Genomic DNA, 17,018 nt, shown 5'->3' with positions numbered 1-17,018 from the left:
CCTCTGACCGGACGAATGAAAAGCCCCGACCGTTTCCAGCAGCGGGCAAGCGGTCGGTGGTCGACCTCGAAGAAGGGCAGAGTCTTAGGGTTTTCTACCGAGCCTTGGTTCCCGATTTTTTCAAGCTCCTGGTCAAGACGCGCTTCAGCCCGCGTCCGACTGCTGGTCTCCCACCATCTCGATCAGCGCCCTCGCCGCAGCCGAGAGTATTGCCGCCGGGCGGCGCTTGGTTCGGCGCGGCTGTAGGTCCAAAATGAGACTGGCGTCGCCGCCGCGGTCATGACCCTTGTTCCGAGTTATGGTGAACTTGGCCGATTTGGACTCGTCGTTTTCAGTGCCCTGCAAGCATTGTGCTGCGCTGTTGCAGAAGCGGGAACGGTTTTGTCCATTCTGCGGTGAGGATCAGTTCGACACGGATGGCGCTGTTGATGCAAGGTCGACCGTCGAGCCTGAGCGCAGTACTTCCGCTGGAGGTGGCAACCTCGTCCCGACGAGCGCGGCCAAGGAGGAAGCGAACTCCGAGATCGGCATTGCCCGCCCCGGCGCCTTGGGGCAGCAGGAAGTGCTGGGAGGCGGCGGCTCAGGGCACCGGGCGGGCAGCTCCGCTATCCCGAATCGCTGGGTGATCGGCATCGTGGCGGCGCTGGTTTTGCTTGTTCTCGCCCTGGTGCATGACATCTATCTCGACAAGCAGAGCGAGGCCAGCAAGCTGCGACAGTTCAAGGCGAATGTGGAGCAAGTGCAGAGCGCCTTGAGCCGTGGCGACCTGAGTGCCGCGAAGCGTGTGCTCGACGCCTTGGACGCCGACCATGCGGATGACCCTGGCGTGAAGGAGTTATGGCAGGCGTTCGATCGGCGAGCGCAAGAACAAGCCGCCAAGCGGGAACAGCTTCGAGACGCCACCCTGAAGGCGTCCCAGGCGCTTGGACTCGGTGAGCCCGCCGCGCCCCCGGCCCAAGCCCCTTTGCCTCCGGAAGCGCCGATGGTTGCCATCCCTGCACCAGGGAGCGGCGTGGCGGATCCGAAGGTAAAAGAGTGCGATGAAGCGCTTGCGGCACTGGCTCTCTGTTCGAAGAGATGAACTGGAAAGCCCTCCTGGCCGTCAGGGCCTAGAGCCCAAGCGGACCCCAGGCCGTTCGCAAGCACCGTGGCCAACTTCTTTCGCAGAAATGGCGGCGCGGACGCTCCAGAGTCGATGGTCGCCAAGGTCCAGCCTTTCGGGCCGGCATTGGAGGTCGTCCAGCGCGGGCAGACAGCTGCGAAGTCGGCTCTCTACAAGCACTGGGACGCCATCAAGGCCGAGGGCATCACGGCATCGCAGTTCATCGCGTTCTTGCAGCCTCTCGCCGACTTGGACGGCATCACGGTCTCGTACACCTACAGTGATGAAGATGGCACGGAGCACGTCTACAAGCACAGGCGCGGTGAGCTCGGGAGTGCGAATCCGCTTTCCCGAGCCATTCAGGAAAAAAAGCTATCCAAAGAGAAGGCACTGACCTTCGCGCTGAATGAAGAGGGCCGCGTCTGGATCGAGAGCAACTTCATCGAGCTCAGCGACCTGAAGTAGGCGTTCGAGATTCCGGCCGGCCAGCTCCGAGGAGTCAGCCACCGGCTCATGTGAACGAGGCGACCCAGTCCCAGACCCGCGCGGGTGCCTCGACCATCACATTGTGACCATGCGGCCCAAGGTCCGAGGCATTGGGATCGAGCGCACGGATCTGCTCCATCGTCACCAGCGCGTCATCGCGCCCGCGGCCGAGATGGACGGGGCAGCGAGCCAGAGCCGTCAATTCGGACAGCGGCGGCTTGCCGACGGCATTGGCTCGAGGATCCATCGCGAGACGCCACCCATCGGCGCCGCGCTGGATGCCTCGCGTGACGACAGGTGTCGCTGCGTTGGCGATCCCGCCAAGGCCGGAGACCTTCAGGTACCGCTCCCACGCGTCTTCTTCCGTGGAAAACGTTTTGGCGGGCTGGGAAGCCAGCGTGTCCATGCGGCGGAGTTCATCGTCACTCCACGCGATCTTGATGCTGGCCCCGAAGACCTGATGCGGTGTGACACCGAACCACCCCGTGGCCAGGGCGAGACCGATCACGCCGCCCAGCGAGTGTCCGAGAACCACGAGCCGGCCTGCGGGATTGACGTGCGGCAGCGCGGCGCGCCCGACGCTTGCGGCGTACTGACCGATGGCATAGGAGTCTTGTCGGCCGGATTGGCCGTGGCCGGGCAAGTCCAGGACGACCCAGCGGCCGGCCCAGCGAATGCCGGCCCCTGCGCACATGGGCGACCACACGGCCCCCGTCGCGCCCATCCCATGCAGCATGAGGAGCAGGTCCGGGCCTTCGCCGCCTTGTTCCATGTACATGTCCACTGCCTCCATCGCAACTTCGATGGCGCAAGATTACTCGACAGCGCCCCTGCAGCGGGGGCTGCGAACATCTTCAGACATGTGCATCAGGCCGGGGCAAAGTAGCGTTAAGCGGATCTCTCGAACTCCTCGAGCGCAACCTCGATGGGATCGCGACGAGCGTTGGTGGGGTAGAGCTCAATTGCCCGGTCTGCAAGCAACTCAAGTGTGATCTCGCCTTTCACAAGGCTGGAGAACTCCTGTGTGAAGCAACGCAGCCAAGCTTCCGCTGGCGTGAGGGTGTAGCCCGCGATGACGACGGGTTGTTCAGGTTTCCAGATAGCAGTCATTCCAAAGCCAGTTCGTCAAAAGGGTGCCGGCGATCGCACGATCTCCACGGGGCCGATCCCCGCTGTAGACGGTATCGCCAGTCTTCAACGATGTCACAGTCCAGCGCTCACCCGGTGTCACTTTGTAGTCGCCAGGCGCCAGGGGCAACTCGCGTGGTCCTCGCTCTGCAATTCGCGCCTCGCGCTTCGACTGTCCCATCCGTGACCGAGCGGACACCGTGCCGGGCCTAGAGTGCGTTGCATAAACCATCGAGCGGAGACATTCATGCACAGGTCCAGATTCTTGCGCGCCGCCCGCGCATCCCTTTGCGTTAGCGCCCTCGCGGCCGGTCTCGCGACCCACGCTGCGGAGACGGTGAAGATCGCATTCATCGATGTGTTGTCGGGACCCTTCGCGCTCAGTGGCCAAGGCTCGCTCAACCAACTGCGCGAGGTGGTGAGCCAGCTCAATTCCACGGCGGGCGCGGCTGATCCGAAGTTCGAGGTCGTCCCCTTCGACGGCAAGGGCACGCCGCAGGAGAGCACGAACGTGCTGAAGGCGGCGTTCGACCAGAACATTCGCTACGTGACGCAGGGCGGCGGCTCGGGAGTCGCCTTCGCCCTGGTCGACGCCATCAACAAGCAGGCCCAGCGCGATGTGAACGGAGCTATGGTGTACCTGAACTATTCGGCGATGGACCCGGGCCTCACGAACGACCGCTGCAGCTTCTGGCACTTCCGGTTCTATCCGTCGAGCGAGATGAAGATCGAAGCCCTGACGACCTACCTGAAGACGAAGCCGGATGTGAAGAAGGTGTTCCTGTTCAACCAGAACTACACGCACGGCCAGCAGGTGGCCAAGGCCTCGCGTGCCTATCTCGCGAAGAAGCGTCCGGATGTCGAGGTGGTCGGCGAGGACTACGTACCGATCGCTTCGACGCGTGACTTCGCGCCCTACGTGGCGAAGATCGCGTCGTCGGGCGCGGACACGGTCATCACCTCGAACTGGGGCAGCGATCTCGGGCTGTTCCTGAAGGCGGCGCGCGACTTCGGCCTGAACATCAACTTCTACACGATGAACGCCAACAACCCGGGCGTGCCGGCGCAGATGGGCTCCTGGGGCGCCGACAAAGTGAGCGTGATCTGGAACTGGGGCAGCAATGCGCCGACACCGGCGCTGGAGAAGATCGCGGTCGCCTACAAGCAGAAGTCGGGCGAGGACTTCATCTTTGCCGCGCACTGGAACACGATGAACATGCTGCGTGCGGCGATGCAGAAGGCGAAGTCGACCGACCCCAAGAAGGTCGCCTACGCGCTCGAAGGCATGAAGTACCAGAGCCCGTTGGGCGAGGTCGAGATGCGCTCGACCGACCACCAGTTGCAAGCGCCGATCTACCTTGGCGTATGGGCCAAGAAGGGCAGCCCAGGCGTCAAATATGACGCCGAGAACACCGGCTACGGCTTTCGCTCCGAGGTGGTGTGGAGCCCGGCCGAGAGCACGCAACCCACGACTTGCCAGATGAACCGGCCTCCGGCCTGAGCGCTTGGTCTCGTCTTGCGGCCTAGCGTCCAACCGAAGCGACGATCAAGAGGGCCAGCGCCAAGAAAACGCCCCCGACGAATCCGGCTTCTATCAAGAGCTCGCGCAAGGGAGCGTTCGTCCCGGGTGTACTAGCCGGTTCAGGCCGAACATCGTTCTGAGCTGCGTCCTCGCTCCCTAGCCCCAGTCCGATCATTTGCATGGTTGACGCTCCTCAGCCAGTGGCTTGTTCTCAAAGGTGCGGTCACTATAAAAACAATAGTACAAAAAATGTGAATTTTTCACATTTTGTGACTCCGCGACGCGTTACAAGAAGTACAAAAGTACTACATGTGACCGAAGATTTCGGTCATGAGAGACACACAAGACATAAATATCGGCTGGCGGACCGAGCCGCCGCCGGCGACGTATCACGTGAGGGCAGACGATCCTGCGAGCTTCTCCACGCACAGGATCACCGCCCTGCATCACAACTTTCACGAGCATCCGCTCTTCCAGGTGCCTGAACTCGTGAAGCTCGGCAAGGAGCTGGCTCCCCTGGGGCAGTGTCGATTCATGAGGCCTGGCCTCACAGTCGCTTCCACCATCGCGCACGACAGCCGGCATCCGGACGGGCGCAGCATCGACGAACACTTCGAGCGCATGGAGGAGCCGGGTTCGTCGGTGGCCCTCTACAACATCGAAGCCATTCCGCGCTACCAGGCCTTGCTGTTCGACATCGTCGGCACCATGCGCGCGGATGTCGAACGCGAGCAGCCGGGCATCTTTCGGGTGAACGGTTTCGTCTTCATCTCGGCACCGCCTTCGGTGACGCCCTTCCACATCGATCGCGAGAACAACTTCTGGCTGCAGTTGCATGGGCGCAAGATCCTGAGCGTCTGGGACCATGCGGATCGCAGCATCGTGCCGGCCGAGGCGGTGGAGGATTTCATCGTCACCCAGTCGCTCAGGAAGGTGCGATTCAGCGAAGAGTTCCGGTCTCGCGGCCAGGAGTTCCACGCACGGCCTGGCGACGGCGTCTATTTCCCGAGCACCTCGCCGCACATGACGAGTTCCGATACCGCCTGGACCTCACCGGGTGACCGCGTGTCGATCTCGATCGGAGTGACCTTCTACACCTCCGTCACGCGCAGGACCGCTCGCGTCTACCAGGTGAACCGGGTCTTGCGCAAATGTGGGTTGTCGCCCGCCTACCCCGGCGAGTCACCCGCGGCGGACGCACTCAAGGCGTCGGTGGGCGGGCTGGTCGGCGCGACGCGATCCTGCCTCGTCGACATGACCGCATCGGCGCGGCGCTTCAAGCCGGTGACGACACCGCCGCCGGGCTCCTATTGAACACTGAAGCCCCAGGCAGCGCATGAACTCGGAAAACGGCCCTCACTTTCTGACCTTGGCAATCTCCGACTGCAGCTCCTTGACCGTTGCCTCGCCCACAGCTGCCGTTTGCTTCTCGATCACCGGCTTCACCTTCTCGCGCAGCTTGGCCAGTTCGGCCGCAGGCAGCTCGGTGACCGTCATGCCGGCCTGCTTGAGCGCCTGCAGCGCGCTGTCGGCGGCGCCGCGCGAGGCCTGGCGCTGGAAAGCCGTCGCCTCCACAGCCGCGTCTGCAACGATCTTCTTCTCCTCTGCGCTCAAGCCGTCCCAGGTCTTCTTGCTGATGATGAGCGCCTGCGGGTTGTAGATGTGCCGCGTTTCGGTGAGGTGCTTCTGCACCTCGGCGAACTTGGAAGCAAGAATCGTCGTGTTCGGATTCTCCTGGCCGTCGACCGCTTTCTGGTCCAGTGCCGAATAGAGCTCGGGGAAGGGCAGCGGCACCGCGTTCGCGCCCAGCGCGCTGAACAGGTCAATGTAGATTGGCGACTGGATCACGCGGATCTTCAGGCCCGCGATGTCCTCGGCCTTGGCGATCGGCCGCTTGCTGTTGGTGAGGTTGCGAAAGCCCAGGTCCCAGTAGCCGAGGCCGTGCAGTCCCTTCTCGTCGAGCCTGGCCAACAGCTTCCGGCCGAAGGGGCCGTCCGTCACCGCATCGGCCTCCTGCGTGTTGCCGAAGAGAAAGGGGAAGTCGAGCACGGCGAACTCCTTCACCTGCGCCGCGAGGATGCCGGCGTTCAGCACCGTCATCTCGACCGTGCCGCCCTGCAGCGCGGAGACGGTCTGCAGATCGCCGCCGAGCGTGCCGCCCGGGAACAGCTTCACCGTGATCTTCTTGCCGGACTTCTCGGCCACGAGATCGGCGAACTTCTGCGCGCCCTGGGCCTGCGGATGGCCGCTCTGGTTCTGGAACGCGAATTTGAGCGTGCGCTCCTTGATCTGCGCCGCGGCGCCGGTGACGGCCAGCGCCGCCACCGCGGCGAGCAGGACCTTGTGCATCGATAGCTTCATGGTTCGTGTCTCCTTGTGATCAACCGTGGAAAAACTTCGCGGGCCAGGTGACGAGCCAGGGGAACAGCACCATGAGGAACAGAATCGCGAACTCCGCGATCATGAAAGGCACCACGCCCTTGGTGACGTCGTCCATCGAGATCCGGCCCACGCCCGCCACCACGTTGAGCACGGTGCCCACCGGCGGGGTGATCAGGCCGATCGAGTTGTTGATGATGAACATCACGCCGAAGTAGACCGGGTCGATGCCGGCGGCCTTGACGATCGGCATCAGCACCGGAGTCAGGATCAGGATGGTCGGCGTCATGTCCATCGCGGTGCCGACGATCATCACCAGCACCATGATCGCGAACATCAGCAGGATCTTGTTGTCCATGAAGGGCTGCAGCAGGCCGACCACCTTCGAGGGCAGGTCGGCCACGGTGATGAGCCAGGCGCTCACCATCGCGGCCGCGATCAGGAACATCACGATCGCACTGGTCTTCGCGGCGTTCACGAACACCGCGTAGAGATCCTTCCAGCTGAGCTCGCGGTAGATCGCCATCGAGACGAAGAGCGCATACACCGCGGCCACCACCGCCGCCTCGGTGGGCGTGAAGACACCCATGCGCAGCCCGACCAGGATGATCACCGGCAGCATCAGCGCCCACAGTGCCTGGCGAAAGGTCGCGAGCATTTCCGCGGTCGACCTGGCGGGTGGCGGCACGATCTTCTCGCGCCGCACGAGCCAGGCCCAGGTGAGCCAGAGCGCGCCGCCGATCAGGAGGCCCGGCACGATCGCCGCGAGGAAGAGCTTGGAGATCGAGACGTTGGCTGCGACGCCGAAGATGACGAGCCCGATGCTCGGCGGAATCACCGGCCCGATGACGCCGGTGGCGGCGATCAGCCCGCCGGCGCGCGCCTTGTCGTGGCCGGCGCTCACCATCATCGGCAGGAGCAGCGCAGTCAGCGCGGCCGCATCGGCAACCGCCGACCCCGAGAGCGCCGACAGCAGGCAGCCGGCCATGATCGTCACGTAGCCCAGCCCGCCCTTCACGTGGCCGACGAGCGCGAGCGCAAAGTCGACGATGCGCCTGGACAAGCCGCCGGCGTTCATGATCTCGCCGGCCAGCATGAAGAAGGGTACGGCCAGCAGCGGAAAGCTGTCGGCGCCGCCGATGACGTTCTGCGCCAGGATCTGCGCGTCGAAGAGGTCGAGGTGCCACATCAGCGCCACGCCGCTGGCGAGCAACGCGAACGCGATCGGGATGCCCATCGCCATCGCGGCGAGCAGGGAGCCGACGAAGACGAAGATCGTCATGGCCGCGCTCCAGCTTGCGGGCGGTCCGCCGGCGCGGCATCGGCCTGCTCGCCCAGGATCTGCTTCAGCTGCACGGCTTCCTCGGATTCCTGGATCATGACCAGGTCCTCGTCGGCGATGCGACCGGACACCAGGCGAAGCAGGTCGAGCGCAAGAAGGAATGCGGCAAGCACGGCGAAGACCACGCCCGACAGGTAGACCACGGCCATGGATGCGCCCGTGACCGGTGCAACGACGTCCCAGTTGATCTTCGTTTGGGCGACGCTGCCCTGGAACAGCAGCCACACGATGTAGAGCATCACGACATGCCCCACCGCCAGGCAGAACTTCTTGGCCGAAGGCGGCAGCCTCCGGACCACCATGTCGACGCCGAGGTGCCCGTGTTCCTTCAGCGCAAGGACGGCGCCCAGAAAGGTCATCCAGATGAAGAGCCAGCGCGAGACCTCCTCCGACACCGTGATGCCCGAGTTGAAGCCGTAGCGAAGCACCACGTTGCCGAAGACCAGCACCACCATCAATGCCAGCGCCGCGGCGATCAGCGCCTCAATGCCGGCGCAGCAGCGGTCGATCCATCGATTCATGTTGATCAGGCCGCCTGCGCGCGCTGCATCTCGACCAGCGCACGCAGGCCGGCCAGGTACGAATGCGGACCGAGCCCCTGGATCGTGCCCTTGACCGCCGGCGAGATGATCGAGTGCGCGCGCCAGCTTTCCCGCGCCGCGATGTTCGACATGTGGACCTCGAAGACCGGGAACGGCATGGCCTTGATGGCGTCGTGCAAGGGAACGCCGTGCTGGGTCAGGCCAGCAGGGTTGACCAGTGCGCCTTGCGCCTCGTCGATGTGCTGGTGGAGGAAGTCGATCAGCTCGCCTTCGTGGTTCGACTGGATGGTCTCCAGCTCGACGCCGAGCTCGGCCGCGAGCTTGCCGAGGCGTTCGTTGATCTCGGCCAGGGTGGTCGAGCCGTAGATGTGGGGTTCTCGGCGGCCGAACAGGTTGAGGTTCGGGCCGTGCAGGACGAGGATCTTCATGGTGCCGCTTCGATTCAAGGATGGGACTTGCGCACGCGTGCCAGCTCGTCGTTGTAGAGCTTGACGATGCCCGGGTCGTAGCTGGCGGCGAAACGCTCGGTGACCGGCTTGGCGATCTGGCGCATGCGCGCCTGCTCGGGCGGCGCGAGCTCGTTGAACTGGATGCCTTTGGCCTGGAGATCGCCGATGGATTTCTGCGCCGCCGCGCGGCTGACCTGGCGCTGGTAGCCGCGGGCTTCGTCGGCCGCTTCGCGCATCATCTTCTGTTCTGCCGCGCTCAGCGAGTCCCAGAACTTCTTGCTCACCAGCATGATGTTCGCGGCATAGACGTGGTTGGTGGCGCTCACGAACTTCTGCACCTCGAAGAACTTGTTCGACAGGATCACCGCGTAGGGATTCTCCTGGCCGTCGACGGCCTTCGATTCGAGCGCCCCATAGAGCTCGGCGAAGGGCATGGGCACCGGATTGGCCTTGAAGGCCTTGAAGGTGTCGAGGAACACCGGGTTGGGAATGACGCGGATCTTCAGGCCCTCGAGGTCCTCGGGTTTCGCGATCGGGCGCTTGCTGTTCGTGACGTTGCGAAAGCCCAGATCCCAGTAGCCCAGCGCGACCAGGCCCTTCTCGGGCAGCTTGGCGATGAGCGCCTGGCCGAGCGGCCCGTCGAGGAGGGCATCGGCCTGCGCGAAAGAGCTCACGGCAAACGGGAAGTCGACCAGGCCGAACTCCTTCACGATGCCGGCCAGGGAGGTGGTGGCGGGCGCCGACATCTGCTGCACGCCGCCTTGCAGCGCCGACTGCTGCTGCATCTCGTTGCCGAGCTGCGACGCAGGGAACTCCTGCACCTTGAGCTTGCCGCTGCTCTTCGCCGCGAGCAGTTCGCCGAAGCGCTTGACGCCGAAGCTCACGGGATGGTCCGGGTTGTTCAGGTGGCCGAAGCGGATGACGCGCTCCTGCACGTCCTGGGCCAGGGCCGGCAGCGTCAGGGCCAATGTCGCGCCGAGAAGGGCGAGCGTTCGGTAGAGGGTTCTCAAGTTGGGACTCCGGTGGATGAGGGCCGATGCGCCCGCAGGTCTGGCGGGCGACGCAAGACGCGCCGCATCATAGGCAGAAAGTGGAAAACATTTCCACTAGGGAAAGCACTTGGCAAAACTCGGGTAGAGTTGCTCTGCCATGACCGCCATACTCGAACGCAGCTTCAAGGTGCTCGAACACCTTGTCGCCTACCCGGAAGGGCGAGCACTTTCTGCACTCGCCTCCGATCTCCAGATGCCGCTGAGCGCGACGCATCGACTGCTTTCCGAACTGATCCGCTGCGGTTACGTGCGCCAGGATCAGAGCCACGGCAACTACATGCTGACGATCAAGCTGGTCTCGCTGGGCTTGAGCTTCCTGAGCAACAGCGGCGTCGTCGACGTCGCCCAGCCGCTGCTCGATCGCCTGGCGGCCGAATCGGGGGAGCTCGTCCGGCTGGCGGTCGTCGACGGCGACGAGCTCACCTTCGTGGCCAAGGCACAGGGCGCGACCCGGGGCCTGCGCTACGACCCCGACATGGGCTTGTCGGTGAACCTGTCCTGCAGTTCGGCCGGGCACGCGTGGCTGTCCACCATGCCGGAGGAGCAGGCGCTCCAGCTGGTTGCGAAACAGGGGTTCGGCACGCCTGCCGATTTCGGGCCCAAGGCCGTGACCTCGGTGAAATCGCTGCTGGCCTATCTGCGCGCGGCGCGCAAGCGCGGCTTCGCGATGATCAACGAGGTCTTCGCGCCGGCCATGACTGCGATGGCGGCACCGGTGCGCATCGGCAACGGCGCCGTCATCGGCGTCATCACCATCGCAGGCCCGCTCGTGCGACTGACGGAAGAGCGCATGCTGGCCTTGGGGCCCACGCTTCTCGCGACCGCCGAAGAGGTGGCCTATGCGAGCGGGGCGTCGGCGATGTTCAAGCGGAGAGCTTGACCGGCCGGCGCTCGCTCGCAAAGCAGGACGAGCTTCGGGACAATGAGCAGGATGAAACTCGCACTCGCCCTGATCGCTTCCCTGGTGCTCCTTTCCGGCAAGAGCCCTGCCGCCGCGGCGGTCCAGGCGCAGGAGGGCGAGAACTTCGTCGTCCCCGCGTCGGCGCGGGTTCGCTATGGCGCCGGCGATCGCTGGGTAGAGAAGATCGTTCGCGGTCCGGCAAGCTGCACCAACGAGTTCTTCGGCACCGATCCGGCACCGCATGTGCGCAAGTCATGCACCATCATCGGTCCCGCCCCTGCGGCGGCGGCCAGGTCGATGGAGGCTTCGTCGAAGCCCGCGGCGAGCGGCATCGCCGACGTGGTGGATCGCGCAGGCAAGATCGTTCCCGCGGCCTACCGGGCCATGGCTGCGGCCATGAGCGAGGCCGAGGGCATCGCCTACCGCTACGGCCCGGACGCCGCGCACTACGGCAGCGCCAACGCGAAGCTTCCCACCCTGTACGAGCGCGAGGACCATCTCGCGCGTTGCAACGAAAAGGGCGTCTGCATCACCTCATGGCAGGTCGGCGGTCCGCGCAAGGAGGTTGATTTTTCCTACTCGACCAACCAGTCCAGCGTCGTCTTCCTGGCCGACGATCCGGTCCAGCGCGCCGGTGTCGGCGACCTGCAGGCATCGGCCTTCGAGGTCAACACCTATGCACAGAAGCCGCAATTGCCCTGGCAGCTCGGGGGCGGCGGCCTCGACAGCGTGAATGTCGTGCAGTACCGCTCCGCCGGCCTGCTGCCGAACGACGGCAGCGCCCGCCCCGTCGCGGCCGGGCGCTGCAGCGGCCCGGCGGGCAACTGCCCGACCTCCGTCATCGCTTTCCAGAACGGCCTGCTCGCCACCACCGGCAGCAACACCGCCCACAACCTCGCCACCGCGCGGCTGGCGCCGAACAAGGTGCCGACCGCCGTCGCCATGACGAGCAACAGCGAGTTCGCCTTCGTGACCGTCTGGGACACGGCCGAGCTGAAGGGCCAGGTGGCGGTGGTCGCGCTGGCCGGATTGTGCGATGGCTGCAAGCTCGAAGGGCCGTACTACGAGTGGTGGTCCGAATGGCAGGGCGTCTACCCGGGCTTGCCGAACATGGGCAACATCGCCTTCATGAAAGTGCTGGGCTACGTGGACCTGCCGGCCGACATGAAGGCGCCGACCGAGATCGCGGTCACCACCGGCATGCATCCTTTCAACACGGTGCTGGGCGGCGGCCTCTTCATGGGCCAAACCCACTCGCCGCTCAGCAGGCACTGGCAGTCCTTCACCCCGTCGGGCAGCAACTACAAGCGCTATGCCAAGGGCGGCGTGGCGGTGGTCGTGTCCAAGTCCGAGCAGAAGGCGGCCTTCATCGATCTGAAGCCGCTCTTCGGCTACATCAACGGCGTCTACTTCAGCGAGGCAGTCGGCAGCATCGGCCCGGTGGGGCAGGACGAGCGCCAGTGGCCGCATGCCTTCAGCTTCAAGCCGCAGGCGCGGCCGGTGGTGGTGAAGACGATCGCGCTCGATGCGCGGCCCACGGCCGTCAAGACGACCGTCACCCGCACGAAGGATGCCCACGCCTGGATCGCGACGCAGGAGGGCAGCCTGCGCATCTTCAGCCTGGGCGGCTACGCGCCGGGTGCCGAGCTCCGGTCGGGATCGCCGAACGGGATTGCGGCAGAGGGCAGGGTCGCCGTCGGCCGCAACCCGAGTTCGCTCGCGCATTCGAAGGACGACCCCGACCGGCGGCTGGATGCGCTCAACAGCCAGGTGATCGTGACTTCGCGCGGCGATCGCAAGATCCAGTGGGTCCGTTTCTCGGAAGACGGGAAGAGCGCCCGCGTGGTGCGTACGCTGCAGGACAGCCGCATCGTCGACCCGGTCGCGACCGAGGACATCGACAACTTCGCCAACCTCGGCCTGACGCTCAGCGTGGCGGACTACGGCGGCCGTGCGGTGCTCAACTACCGCTACGGCCCGGTGGTGTTCGCCGACCGCGGCGCGGAATGGGCCTGCCAGCCGCCGCGCGGCTGCCCGGTGAAGCCCACGGGCGATGTGGCCATCGAATTCGGAGGCGGCTTCAAGATGCAGGGGCGGCCTTACCAGATCAACACCTCGAACGTGCCCTGAGCGCCGCTGACTTCGAGGGCGATGGCCGCCAGCGGCGGGCAACCCATGTGCCCCGATGACGAAAGCGGAGCACGTGAAATGCACAGGGGCGTTCGTTAGAACTAGGTTATCTTCCGCCGCTACAAGCCCCCATCTTTTTTGCAGACGGCACTTCCGACCATGTTTCGAACCCTGCTCAAGTCCAAGATCCACCGCGCCACCGTCACCGACTGCGAACTGCACTACGAGGGCTCCTGCGCCATCGACGAAGATCTGCTGGATGCCGCAAACCTGGCGGAGAACGAGCAGGTCCACATCTGGAACATCAACAATGGCGAGCGCTTCGTGACCTATGCGATCCGCGGCCAGCGCGGGACCGGGATCATTTCGGTCAACGGTTCGGCCGCACGCCGGGCGTCGGTGGGCGACCTGATCATCATTGCCGCCTTCGGCCTGGTGCCGGAAGACCAGGTGGCGGGCTACCGGCCCAAGCTGGTGTTCGTGGACGGCGCCAATCGCATCAAGGAAGAACGCGCCCACATCCCGGTACAGGCCGCTTCGGGCGAAGCCGTTGCAGCCTGACCGCTGGCAGTTCCAGTTCCGCTCTGGTCGGCTGCGGCCTGATCGATCGATCTCAGTCGCGCGTTTATGCCTCGAGGCCGAGTCGAGGCGCCGCGCAGCACTTATCTCATCCATCGCATGCACACATCCGTCGGCGCCAACCATTCCTGGCAGCAGCGCAGCCTGCGCAGCGTCTGGCACCCCTGCACGCAGATGCAGCGCGCGGCCACCGTGCCGCCGCTGCCGATCGCGCGCGGCGAGGGCCCGTGGCTCATCGACCACGAGGGCCAGCGCTACTTCGACGCCACCAGCTCCTGGTGGGTCAACCTGTTCGGCCACGCCGATGCGCGCATCAACGCGGCGCTCAAAGACCAGCTCGACCGCCTGCCGCACGTGATGCTCGCCGGCTGCACGCACGCACCGGCGGTGGAACTGGCCGAACGCCTGTCGGCCTTGACCGGCGGCGTGCTCGGCCATTGCTTCTTCGCCAGTGACGGCGCCTCGGCGGTCGAGATCGCGCTGAAGATGAGCTTCCATCATTGGCGCAACCGCGGGCGCCCGAACAAGCGGGAGTTCGTCTGCCTGCGCCAGGGCTACCACGGCGAAACGCTGGGTGCCCTGGCGGTCACCGACGTGGCGGTGTTCCGCGATGCCTACGACCCGCTGCTGATGCGCGCGCACCAGGTGATGTCGCCCGACGCGCGCCAGGCCGCAGCCGGCGAGACCGCGGTGGACGTCGCTGCGCGGGCCGCGGCCGACTTGCAGGCGCTGTTCGAGTCGCGCCATGAACACATCGCGGCGCTGATCGTCGAGCCGCTGGTGCAGGGCGCCGCCGGCATGGCGATGCACGATGCGGCCTACCTGCGCACCGTGCGCGCGCTGTGCGAGCGCTACGAGGTGAGCCTGATCGCCGACGAGATCGCGGTCGGCTGCGGGCGCACCGGCACCTTCTTCGCCTGCGAGCAGGCCGGGATCTGGCCGGACTTCGTCTGTCTCTCCAAGGGCATCAGCGGCGGCACGCTGCCGCTGTCGCTGGTGATGACGCGCGACGCGATCTACGAGGCCTTTCTCGATGACGACGTCGCGCGCGGCTTCCTGCATTCGCATTCCTACACCGGCAACGCCCTGGCCTGCCGCGCCGCGCTGGCGGTGCTGGACCGCTTCGAAGAGGACGACGTGCTGCAGCGCAACCGGCAACGCGCCGCCGCACTGAGCGCGGCGCTCGCGCCATTGCAGGCCGACCCGCGCATCGAGCACTTCCGCCAGTGCGGGATGATCTGGGCCCTCGACGTTCGCGAGGCCTTCGTCGGCGAGCGCTTCGCCGAACGCTTCCATCTCGCGGGCCGCGAGCGCGAATTGCTCATTCGGCCGATCGGCCGCACCGTCTACCTGATGCCGCCCTACGTGCTGGACGACGGGCTCGCAGCCTGGCTCGCGCAGCGCGTGATGCAAACGCTGGATGCCGTGGCCTCTGCAGAGAACGCCCATGCTGATCGAACACCTGAACCGCCGACTGCGTGAGCTCGAGGCCGAAGCGCTGCGCCGGCAACGGCGCACGGCCGAGTCGCCCTGTGCGCCGCACCAGCGGGTGTCCGGGCGCGAGATGCTGGCCTTCTGCAGCAACGACTACCTGGGGCTCGCGAACCATCCGGCGCTGATCGAGGCGCTGGCCGAAGGGGCGCGTCTGCATGGCGCCGGCAGCGGCGCATCGCATCTGATCAGCGGTCATTCGCGTGCCCATGCGCTGCTCGAGGACGAGCTCGTGCGATGGATGGCACCCGCCATCCCGCAAGCGCGCGTGCTGAGCTTCTGCACCGGCTACATGGCCAACCTCGCGCTGCTCACCGCGCTGGGCGATGCGAGCGCGACGATCTTTGCCGACAAGCTCAACCATGCCTCGCTGGTCGACGGCGCGCTGCTGGCCAAGGCGCCGCTGCAGCGCTATCCGCACGGCCGGCTCGACCTGCTGGCGAGCCAGCTCGGGCGTTGCAGCACGCCGATCAAGCTGATCGTGAGCGATGCCGTCTTCAGCATGGACGGCGACCTGGCCGACCTGCCGGCGCTGCTGGCGCTCGCCGAGGCGCACGACGCCTGGCTGGTGGTCGACGATGCCCATGGCTTCGGCGTGCTCGGCGAAGGCGGCCGCGGCAGCCTGTCGCACTTCGGCCTGCGCAGCGAGCGCCTGATCTACATGGGCACGCTCGGCAAGGCCGCAGGCCTGGGCGGCGCCTTCGTGGCCGCGCATCCGAGCGTCATCGAGTGGCTGGTGCAGTCGGCGCGCAGCTACATCTACACGACCGCGGCGCCGCCGGCGATCGCGCATGCGCTGTGCGCGAGCCTGCGCCTGATCGGCGGCGACGAGGGCGAAGCGCGGCGTGCGCGACTGCGGCAACTGATCGGCATGCTGCGCGATCGGCTGGGCGCACTGATGCAGCACAACCCCCGGCTCGGCTGGCGCCTGGCCGATTCCGCCACCGCGATCCAGCCCTTGATCGTCGGCGACAACGCGGCAGCGCTGGCCTTGTCCGCCGCGCTCGATGCACAAGGCCTGTGGGTGCCGGCGATCCGACCGCCGACCGTGCCTGCGGGCACCGCGCGGCTGCGCATCACGCTGAGCGCAGCGCACACGCCGCAGGACGTGCAGACCCTGATCGATGGCCTGGCGCGGGCCGCCGGGAGCCTGCGATGAGGGCCGCAGCGATGCACGGCTGCTTCGTCACCGGCACCGACACCGAGGTCGGCAAGACGCGCGTCAGCGCCGCCTTGCTGCACTGGCTCGGCGAGCGGGGCCTGCGTTGCGCCGGCTACAAGCCGGTGGCCGCCGGCATCGAGACGATCGATGGCGAGAACGTCAACGAGGATGTGCGCGCATTGCGCGACGCGAGCTCGGTGGTGATGACCGATGCCGAGGTCGGCCCCTGTCAGTTCGAAGCCGCCTGCGCCCCGCACATCGCGGCAGCGCTCGAAGGCCGCACCATCGAGCGTGCCGTCCTGCTGCAAGGAGCCAGGACGCTCGCGGCGCGCGCCGAGTACCTGATCGTCGAAGGCGTCGGCGGGTTCTGCGTGCCGCTCGGCGCCGACTTCGACAGCGCCGACTTCGCCGTGGACCTGCAGTTGCCGGTGGTGCTGGTGGTCGGACTGCGCCTGGGATGCATCAACCATGCGCTGCTGAGTGCCGAGGCGATCCGCGCGCGCGGCCTGCGGCTTGCGGGCTGGATCGCGAACACCGTCGACACGGGAATGCCGCACCGCGATGCCAACCTCGCCACCCTGCGCGATGAACTGGGGCGGCGCCACCAGGCGCCTTGCCTGGGCGTGGTTCCCCGTATGAGCAGCCCTGACCCGGCGGCTGTCGCAGCCTGCTTCGACGATGCGGCGTTGCGCGCGCTGTTCGGGCTGGCATAAGACAAGCTTTCACTCCGATCCCCCGCATGGCGCAATTTGC

Annotated in this window: 17 protein-coding genes; 10 read left to right on the top strand and 7 right to left on the bottom strand. The window is 66.0% G+C overall.

Annotated elements, in window-relative coordinates; genetic code table 11:
- Positions 1-307 precede the first annotated feature (307 nt).
- On the top strand, positions 308-1,081 hold the full coding sequence (locus ACSQ9I_RS24820) for a hypothetical protein (RefSeq protein WP_436314820.1): 774 nt from the start codon (positions 308-310) through the stop codon (positions 1,079-1,081).
- Positions 1,082-1,147: 66 nt separating this feature from the next.
- Positions 1,148-1,567 (top strand): hypothetical protein, encoded by a 420-nt coding sequence (locus tag ACSQ9I_RS24815; protein WP_436314819.1) that lies wholly within the window; start codon positions 1,148-1,150, stop codon positions 1,565-1,567.
- A 46-nt stretch (positions 1,568-1,613) separates the two neighbouring features.
- Here ACSQ9I_RS24815 and ACSQ9I_RS24810 read toward each other — a convergent pair whose 3' ends face one another.
- Together ACSQ9I_RS24810 and ACSQ9I_RS24805 are read right to left on the bottom strand one after the other, a co-directional pair.
- Positions 1,614-2,366, bottom strand: coding sequence for an alpha/beta fold hydrolase (locus tag ACSQ9I_RS24810; RefSeq protein WP_436314818.1), 753 nt, complete (start codon positions 2,364-2,366; stop codon positions 1,614-1,616).
- Positions 2,367-2,476: 110 nt separating this feature from the next.
- Entirely contained in the window at positions 2,477-2,698 is a 222-nt protein-coding gene (locus ACSQ9I_RS24805; RefSeq protein ID WP_093109738.1) for a hypothetical protein, read from the bottom strand.
- Between the two features lie 355 nt (positions 2,699-3,053).
- On the opposite strand from ACSQ9I_RS24805, the gene ACSQ9I_RS24800 reads away from it, so the two are divergent.
- Positions 3,054-4,217 (top strand): branched-chain amino acid ABC transporter substrate-binding protein, encoded by a 1,164-nt coding sequence (locus ACSQ9I_RS24800; protein WP_436314817.1) that lies wholly within the window; start codon positions 3,054-3,056, stop codon positions 4,215-4,217.
- A gap of 351 nt (positions 4,218-4,568) precedes the next feature.
- On the top strand, positions 4,569-5,552 hold the full coding sequence (locus ACSQ9I_RS24795) for a JmjC domain-containing protein (RefSeq protein WP_436314816.1): 984 nt from the start codon (positions 4,569-4,571) through the stop codon (positions 5,550-5,552).
- A 42-nt stretch (positions 5,553-5,594) separates the two neighbouring features.
- Here the strand turns inward: ACSQ9I_RS24795 and ACSQ9I_RS24790 are convergent, their stop codons facing one another.
- From ACSQ9I_RS24790 to ACSQ9I_RS24770, 5 genes are read right to left on the bottom strand one after another with little or no spacing between them, the layout of a single operon-like run.
- A complete protein-coding gene (locus ACSQ9I_RS24790) occupies positions 5,595-6,599 on the bottom strand; it encodes a TRAP transporter substrate-binding protein (RefSeq protein ID WP_093109733.1) in 1,005 nt (334 codons plus the stop codon).
- Positions 6,600-6,618: 19 nt separating this feature from the next.
- Complete coding sequence (locus ACSQ9I_RS24785) at positions 6,619-7,899, bottom strand: TRAP transporter large permease (RefSeq protein WP_436309697.1); 1,281 nt, start codon at positions 7,897-7,899, stop codon at positions 6,619-6,621.
- Positions 7,896-8,480: a TRAP transporter small permease gene (locus ACSQ9I_RS24780; RefSeq protein WP_436314815.1), complete on the bottom strand. Its 585-nt coding sequence runs from the start codon at positions 8,478-8,480 to the stop codon at positions 7,896-7,898. Before ACSQ9I_RS24780 ends, ACSQ9I_RS24785 begins: the two co-directional genes overlap by 4 nt.
- Positions 8,481-8,485: 5 nt before the next feature.
- Entirely contained in the window at positions 8,486-8,929 is a 444-nt protein-coding gene (locus tag ACSQ9I_RS24775; RefSeq protein WP_093109730.1) for a type II 3-dehydroquinate dehydratase, read from the bottom strand.
- A 14-nt stretch (positions 8,930-8,943) separates the two neighbouring features.
- Positions 8,944-9,960 carry a TRAP transporter substrate-binding protein gene (locus ACSQ9I_RS24770; RefSeq protein WP_436305362.1) on the bottom strand — a complete coding sequence of 339 codons (1,017 nt, stop codon included), beginning with the start codon at positions 9,958-9,960 and terminating at the stop codon, positions 8,944-8,946.
- A 139-nt stretch (positions 9,961-10,099) separates the two neighbouring features.
- Between ACSQ9I_RS24770 and ACSQ9I_RS24765 the strand changes: the two genes are divergently transcribed.
- From ACSQ9I_RS24765 to bioD, 6 genes are all read left to right on the top strand, one after another.
- Complete coding sequence (locus tag ACSQ9I_RS24765; RefSeq protein ID WP_436305361.1) at positions 10,100-10,882, top strand: IclR family transcriptional regulator; 783 nt, start codon at positions 10,100-10,102, stop codon at positions 10,880-10,882.
- Positions 10,883-10,933: 51 nt separating this feature from the next.
- Complete coding sequence (locus ACSQ9I_RS24760; protein ID WP_436314814.1) at positions 10,934-13,033, top strand: hypothetical protein; 2,100 nt, start codon at positions 10,934-10,936, stop codon at positions 13,031-13,033.
- Positions 13,034-13,192: 159 nt separating this feature from the next.
- The gene (panD, locus tag ACSQ9I_RS24755) at positions 13,193-13,594 is read left to right on the top strand and encodes an aspartate 1-decarboxylase (protein WP_436297022.1); all 402 of its coding nucleotides are present in this window, start codon (positions 13,193-13,195) and stop codon (positions 13,592-13,594) included.
- A gap of 117 nt (positions 13,595-13,711) precedes the next feature.
- Complete coding sequence (gene bioA / locus ACSQ9I_RS24750; RefSeq protein ID WP_436314812.1) at positions 13,712-15,094, top strand: adenosylmethionine--8-amino-7-oxononanoate transaminase; 1,383 nt, start codon at positions 13,712-13,714, stop codon at positions 15,092-15,094.
- Entirely contained in the window at positions 15,060-16,262 is a 1,203-nt protein-coding gene (gene bioF / locus ACSQ9I_RS24745) for an 8-amino-7-oxononanoate synthase (RefSeq protein ID WP_436314810.1), read from the top strand. The genes bioA and bioF overlap by 35 nt, the downstream gene beginning before the upstream one ends.
- On the top strand, positions 16,259-16,978 hold the full coding sequence (bioD, locus tag ACSQ9I_RS24740; RefSeq protein ID WP_436314808.1) for a dethiobiotin synthase: 720 nt from the start codon (positions 16,259-16,261) through the stop codon (positions 16,976-16,978). Before bioF ends, bioD begins: the two co-directional genes overlap by 4 nt.
- Positions 16,979-17,018: the final 40 nt, after the last annotated feature.

The sequence above is a fragment of the Variovorax sp. LjRoot84 genome, from assembly GCF_964254305.1.
GTDB lineage: Bacteria > Pseudomonadota > Gammaproteobacteria > Burkholderiales > Burkholderiaceae_C > Variovorax.
The sequence above is the reverse complement of the archived record's forward strand: the minus strand, read 5'-3'. Positions and strand labels throughout refer to the sequence as shown.

Coding starts and splice junctions, on each gene's coding strand:
- ACSQ9I_RS24775 (WP_093109730.1), bottom strand. CDS start 8,929: ATGAAGATCCTCGTCCTGCACGGCCCGAACCTCAACCTGTTCGGCCGC.
- ACSQ9I_RS24795 (WP_436314816.1), top strand. CDS start 4,569: ATGAGAGACACACAAGACATAAATATCGGCTGGCGGACCGAGCCGCCG.
- ACSQ9I_RS24805 (WP_093109738.1), bottom strand. CDS start 2,698: ATGACTGCTATCTGGAAACCTGAACAACCCGTCGTCATCGCGGGCTAC.
- panD (WP_436297022.1), top strand. CDS start 13,193: ATGTTTCGAACCCTGCTCAAGTCCAAGATCCACCGCGCCACCGTCACC.
- ACSQ9I_RS24760 (WP_436314814.1), top strand. CDS start 10,934: ATGAAACTCGCACTCGCCCTGATCGCTTCCCTGGTGCTCCTTTCCGGC.
- ACSQ9I_RS24810 (WP_436314818.1), bottom strand. CDS start 2,366: ATGTACATGGAACAAGGCGGCGAAGGCCCGGACCTGCTCCTCATGCTG.
- ACSQ9I_RS24790 (WP_093109733.1), bottom strand. CDS start 6,599: ATGAAGCTATCGATGCACAAGGTCCTGCTCGCCGCGGTGGCGGCGCTG.
- ACSQ9I_RS24785 (WP_436309697.1), bottom strand. CDS start 7,899: ATGACGATCTTCGTCTTCGTCGGCTCCCTGCTCGCCGCGATGGCGATG.
- ACSQ9I_RS24780 (WP_436314815.1), bottom strand. CDS start 8,480: ATGAATCGATGGATCGACCGCTGCTGCGCCGGCATTGAGGCGCTGATC.
- bioA (WP_436314812.1), top strand. CDS start 13,712: ATGCACACATCCGTCGGCGCCAACCATTCCTGGCAGCAGCGCAGCCTG.
- ACSQ9I_RS24765 (WP_436305361.1), top strand. CDS start 10,100: ATGACCGCCATACTCGAACGCAGCTTCAAGGTGCTCGAACACCTTGTC.
- bioF (WP_436314810.1), top strand. CDS start 15,060: ATGCTGATCGAACACCTGAACCGCCGACTGCGTGAGCTCGAGGCCGAA.
- bioD (WP_436314808.1), top strand. CDS start 16,259: ATGAGGGCCGCAGCGATGCACGGCTGCTTCGTCACCGGCACCGACACC.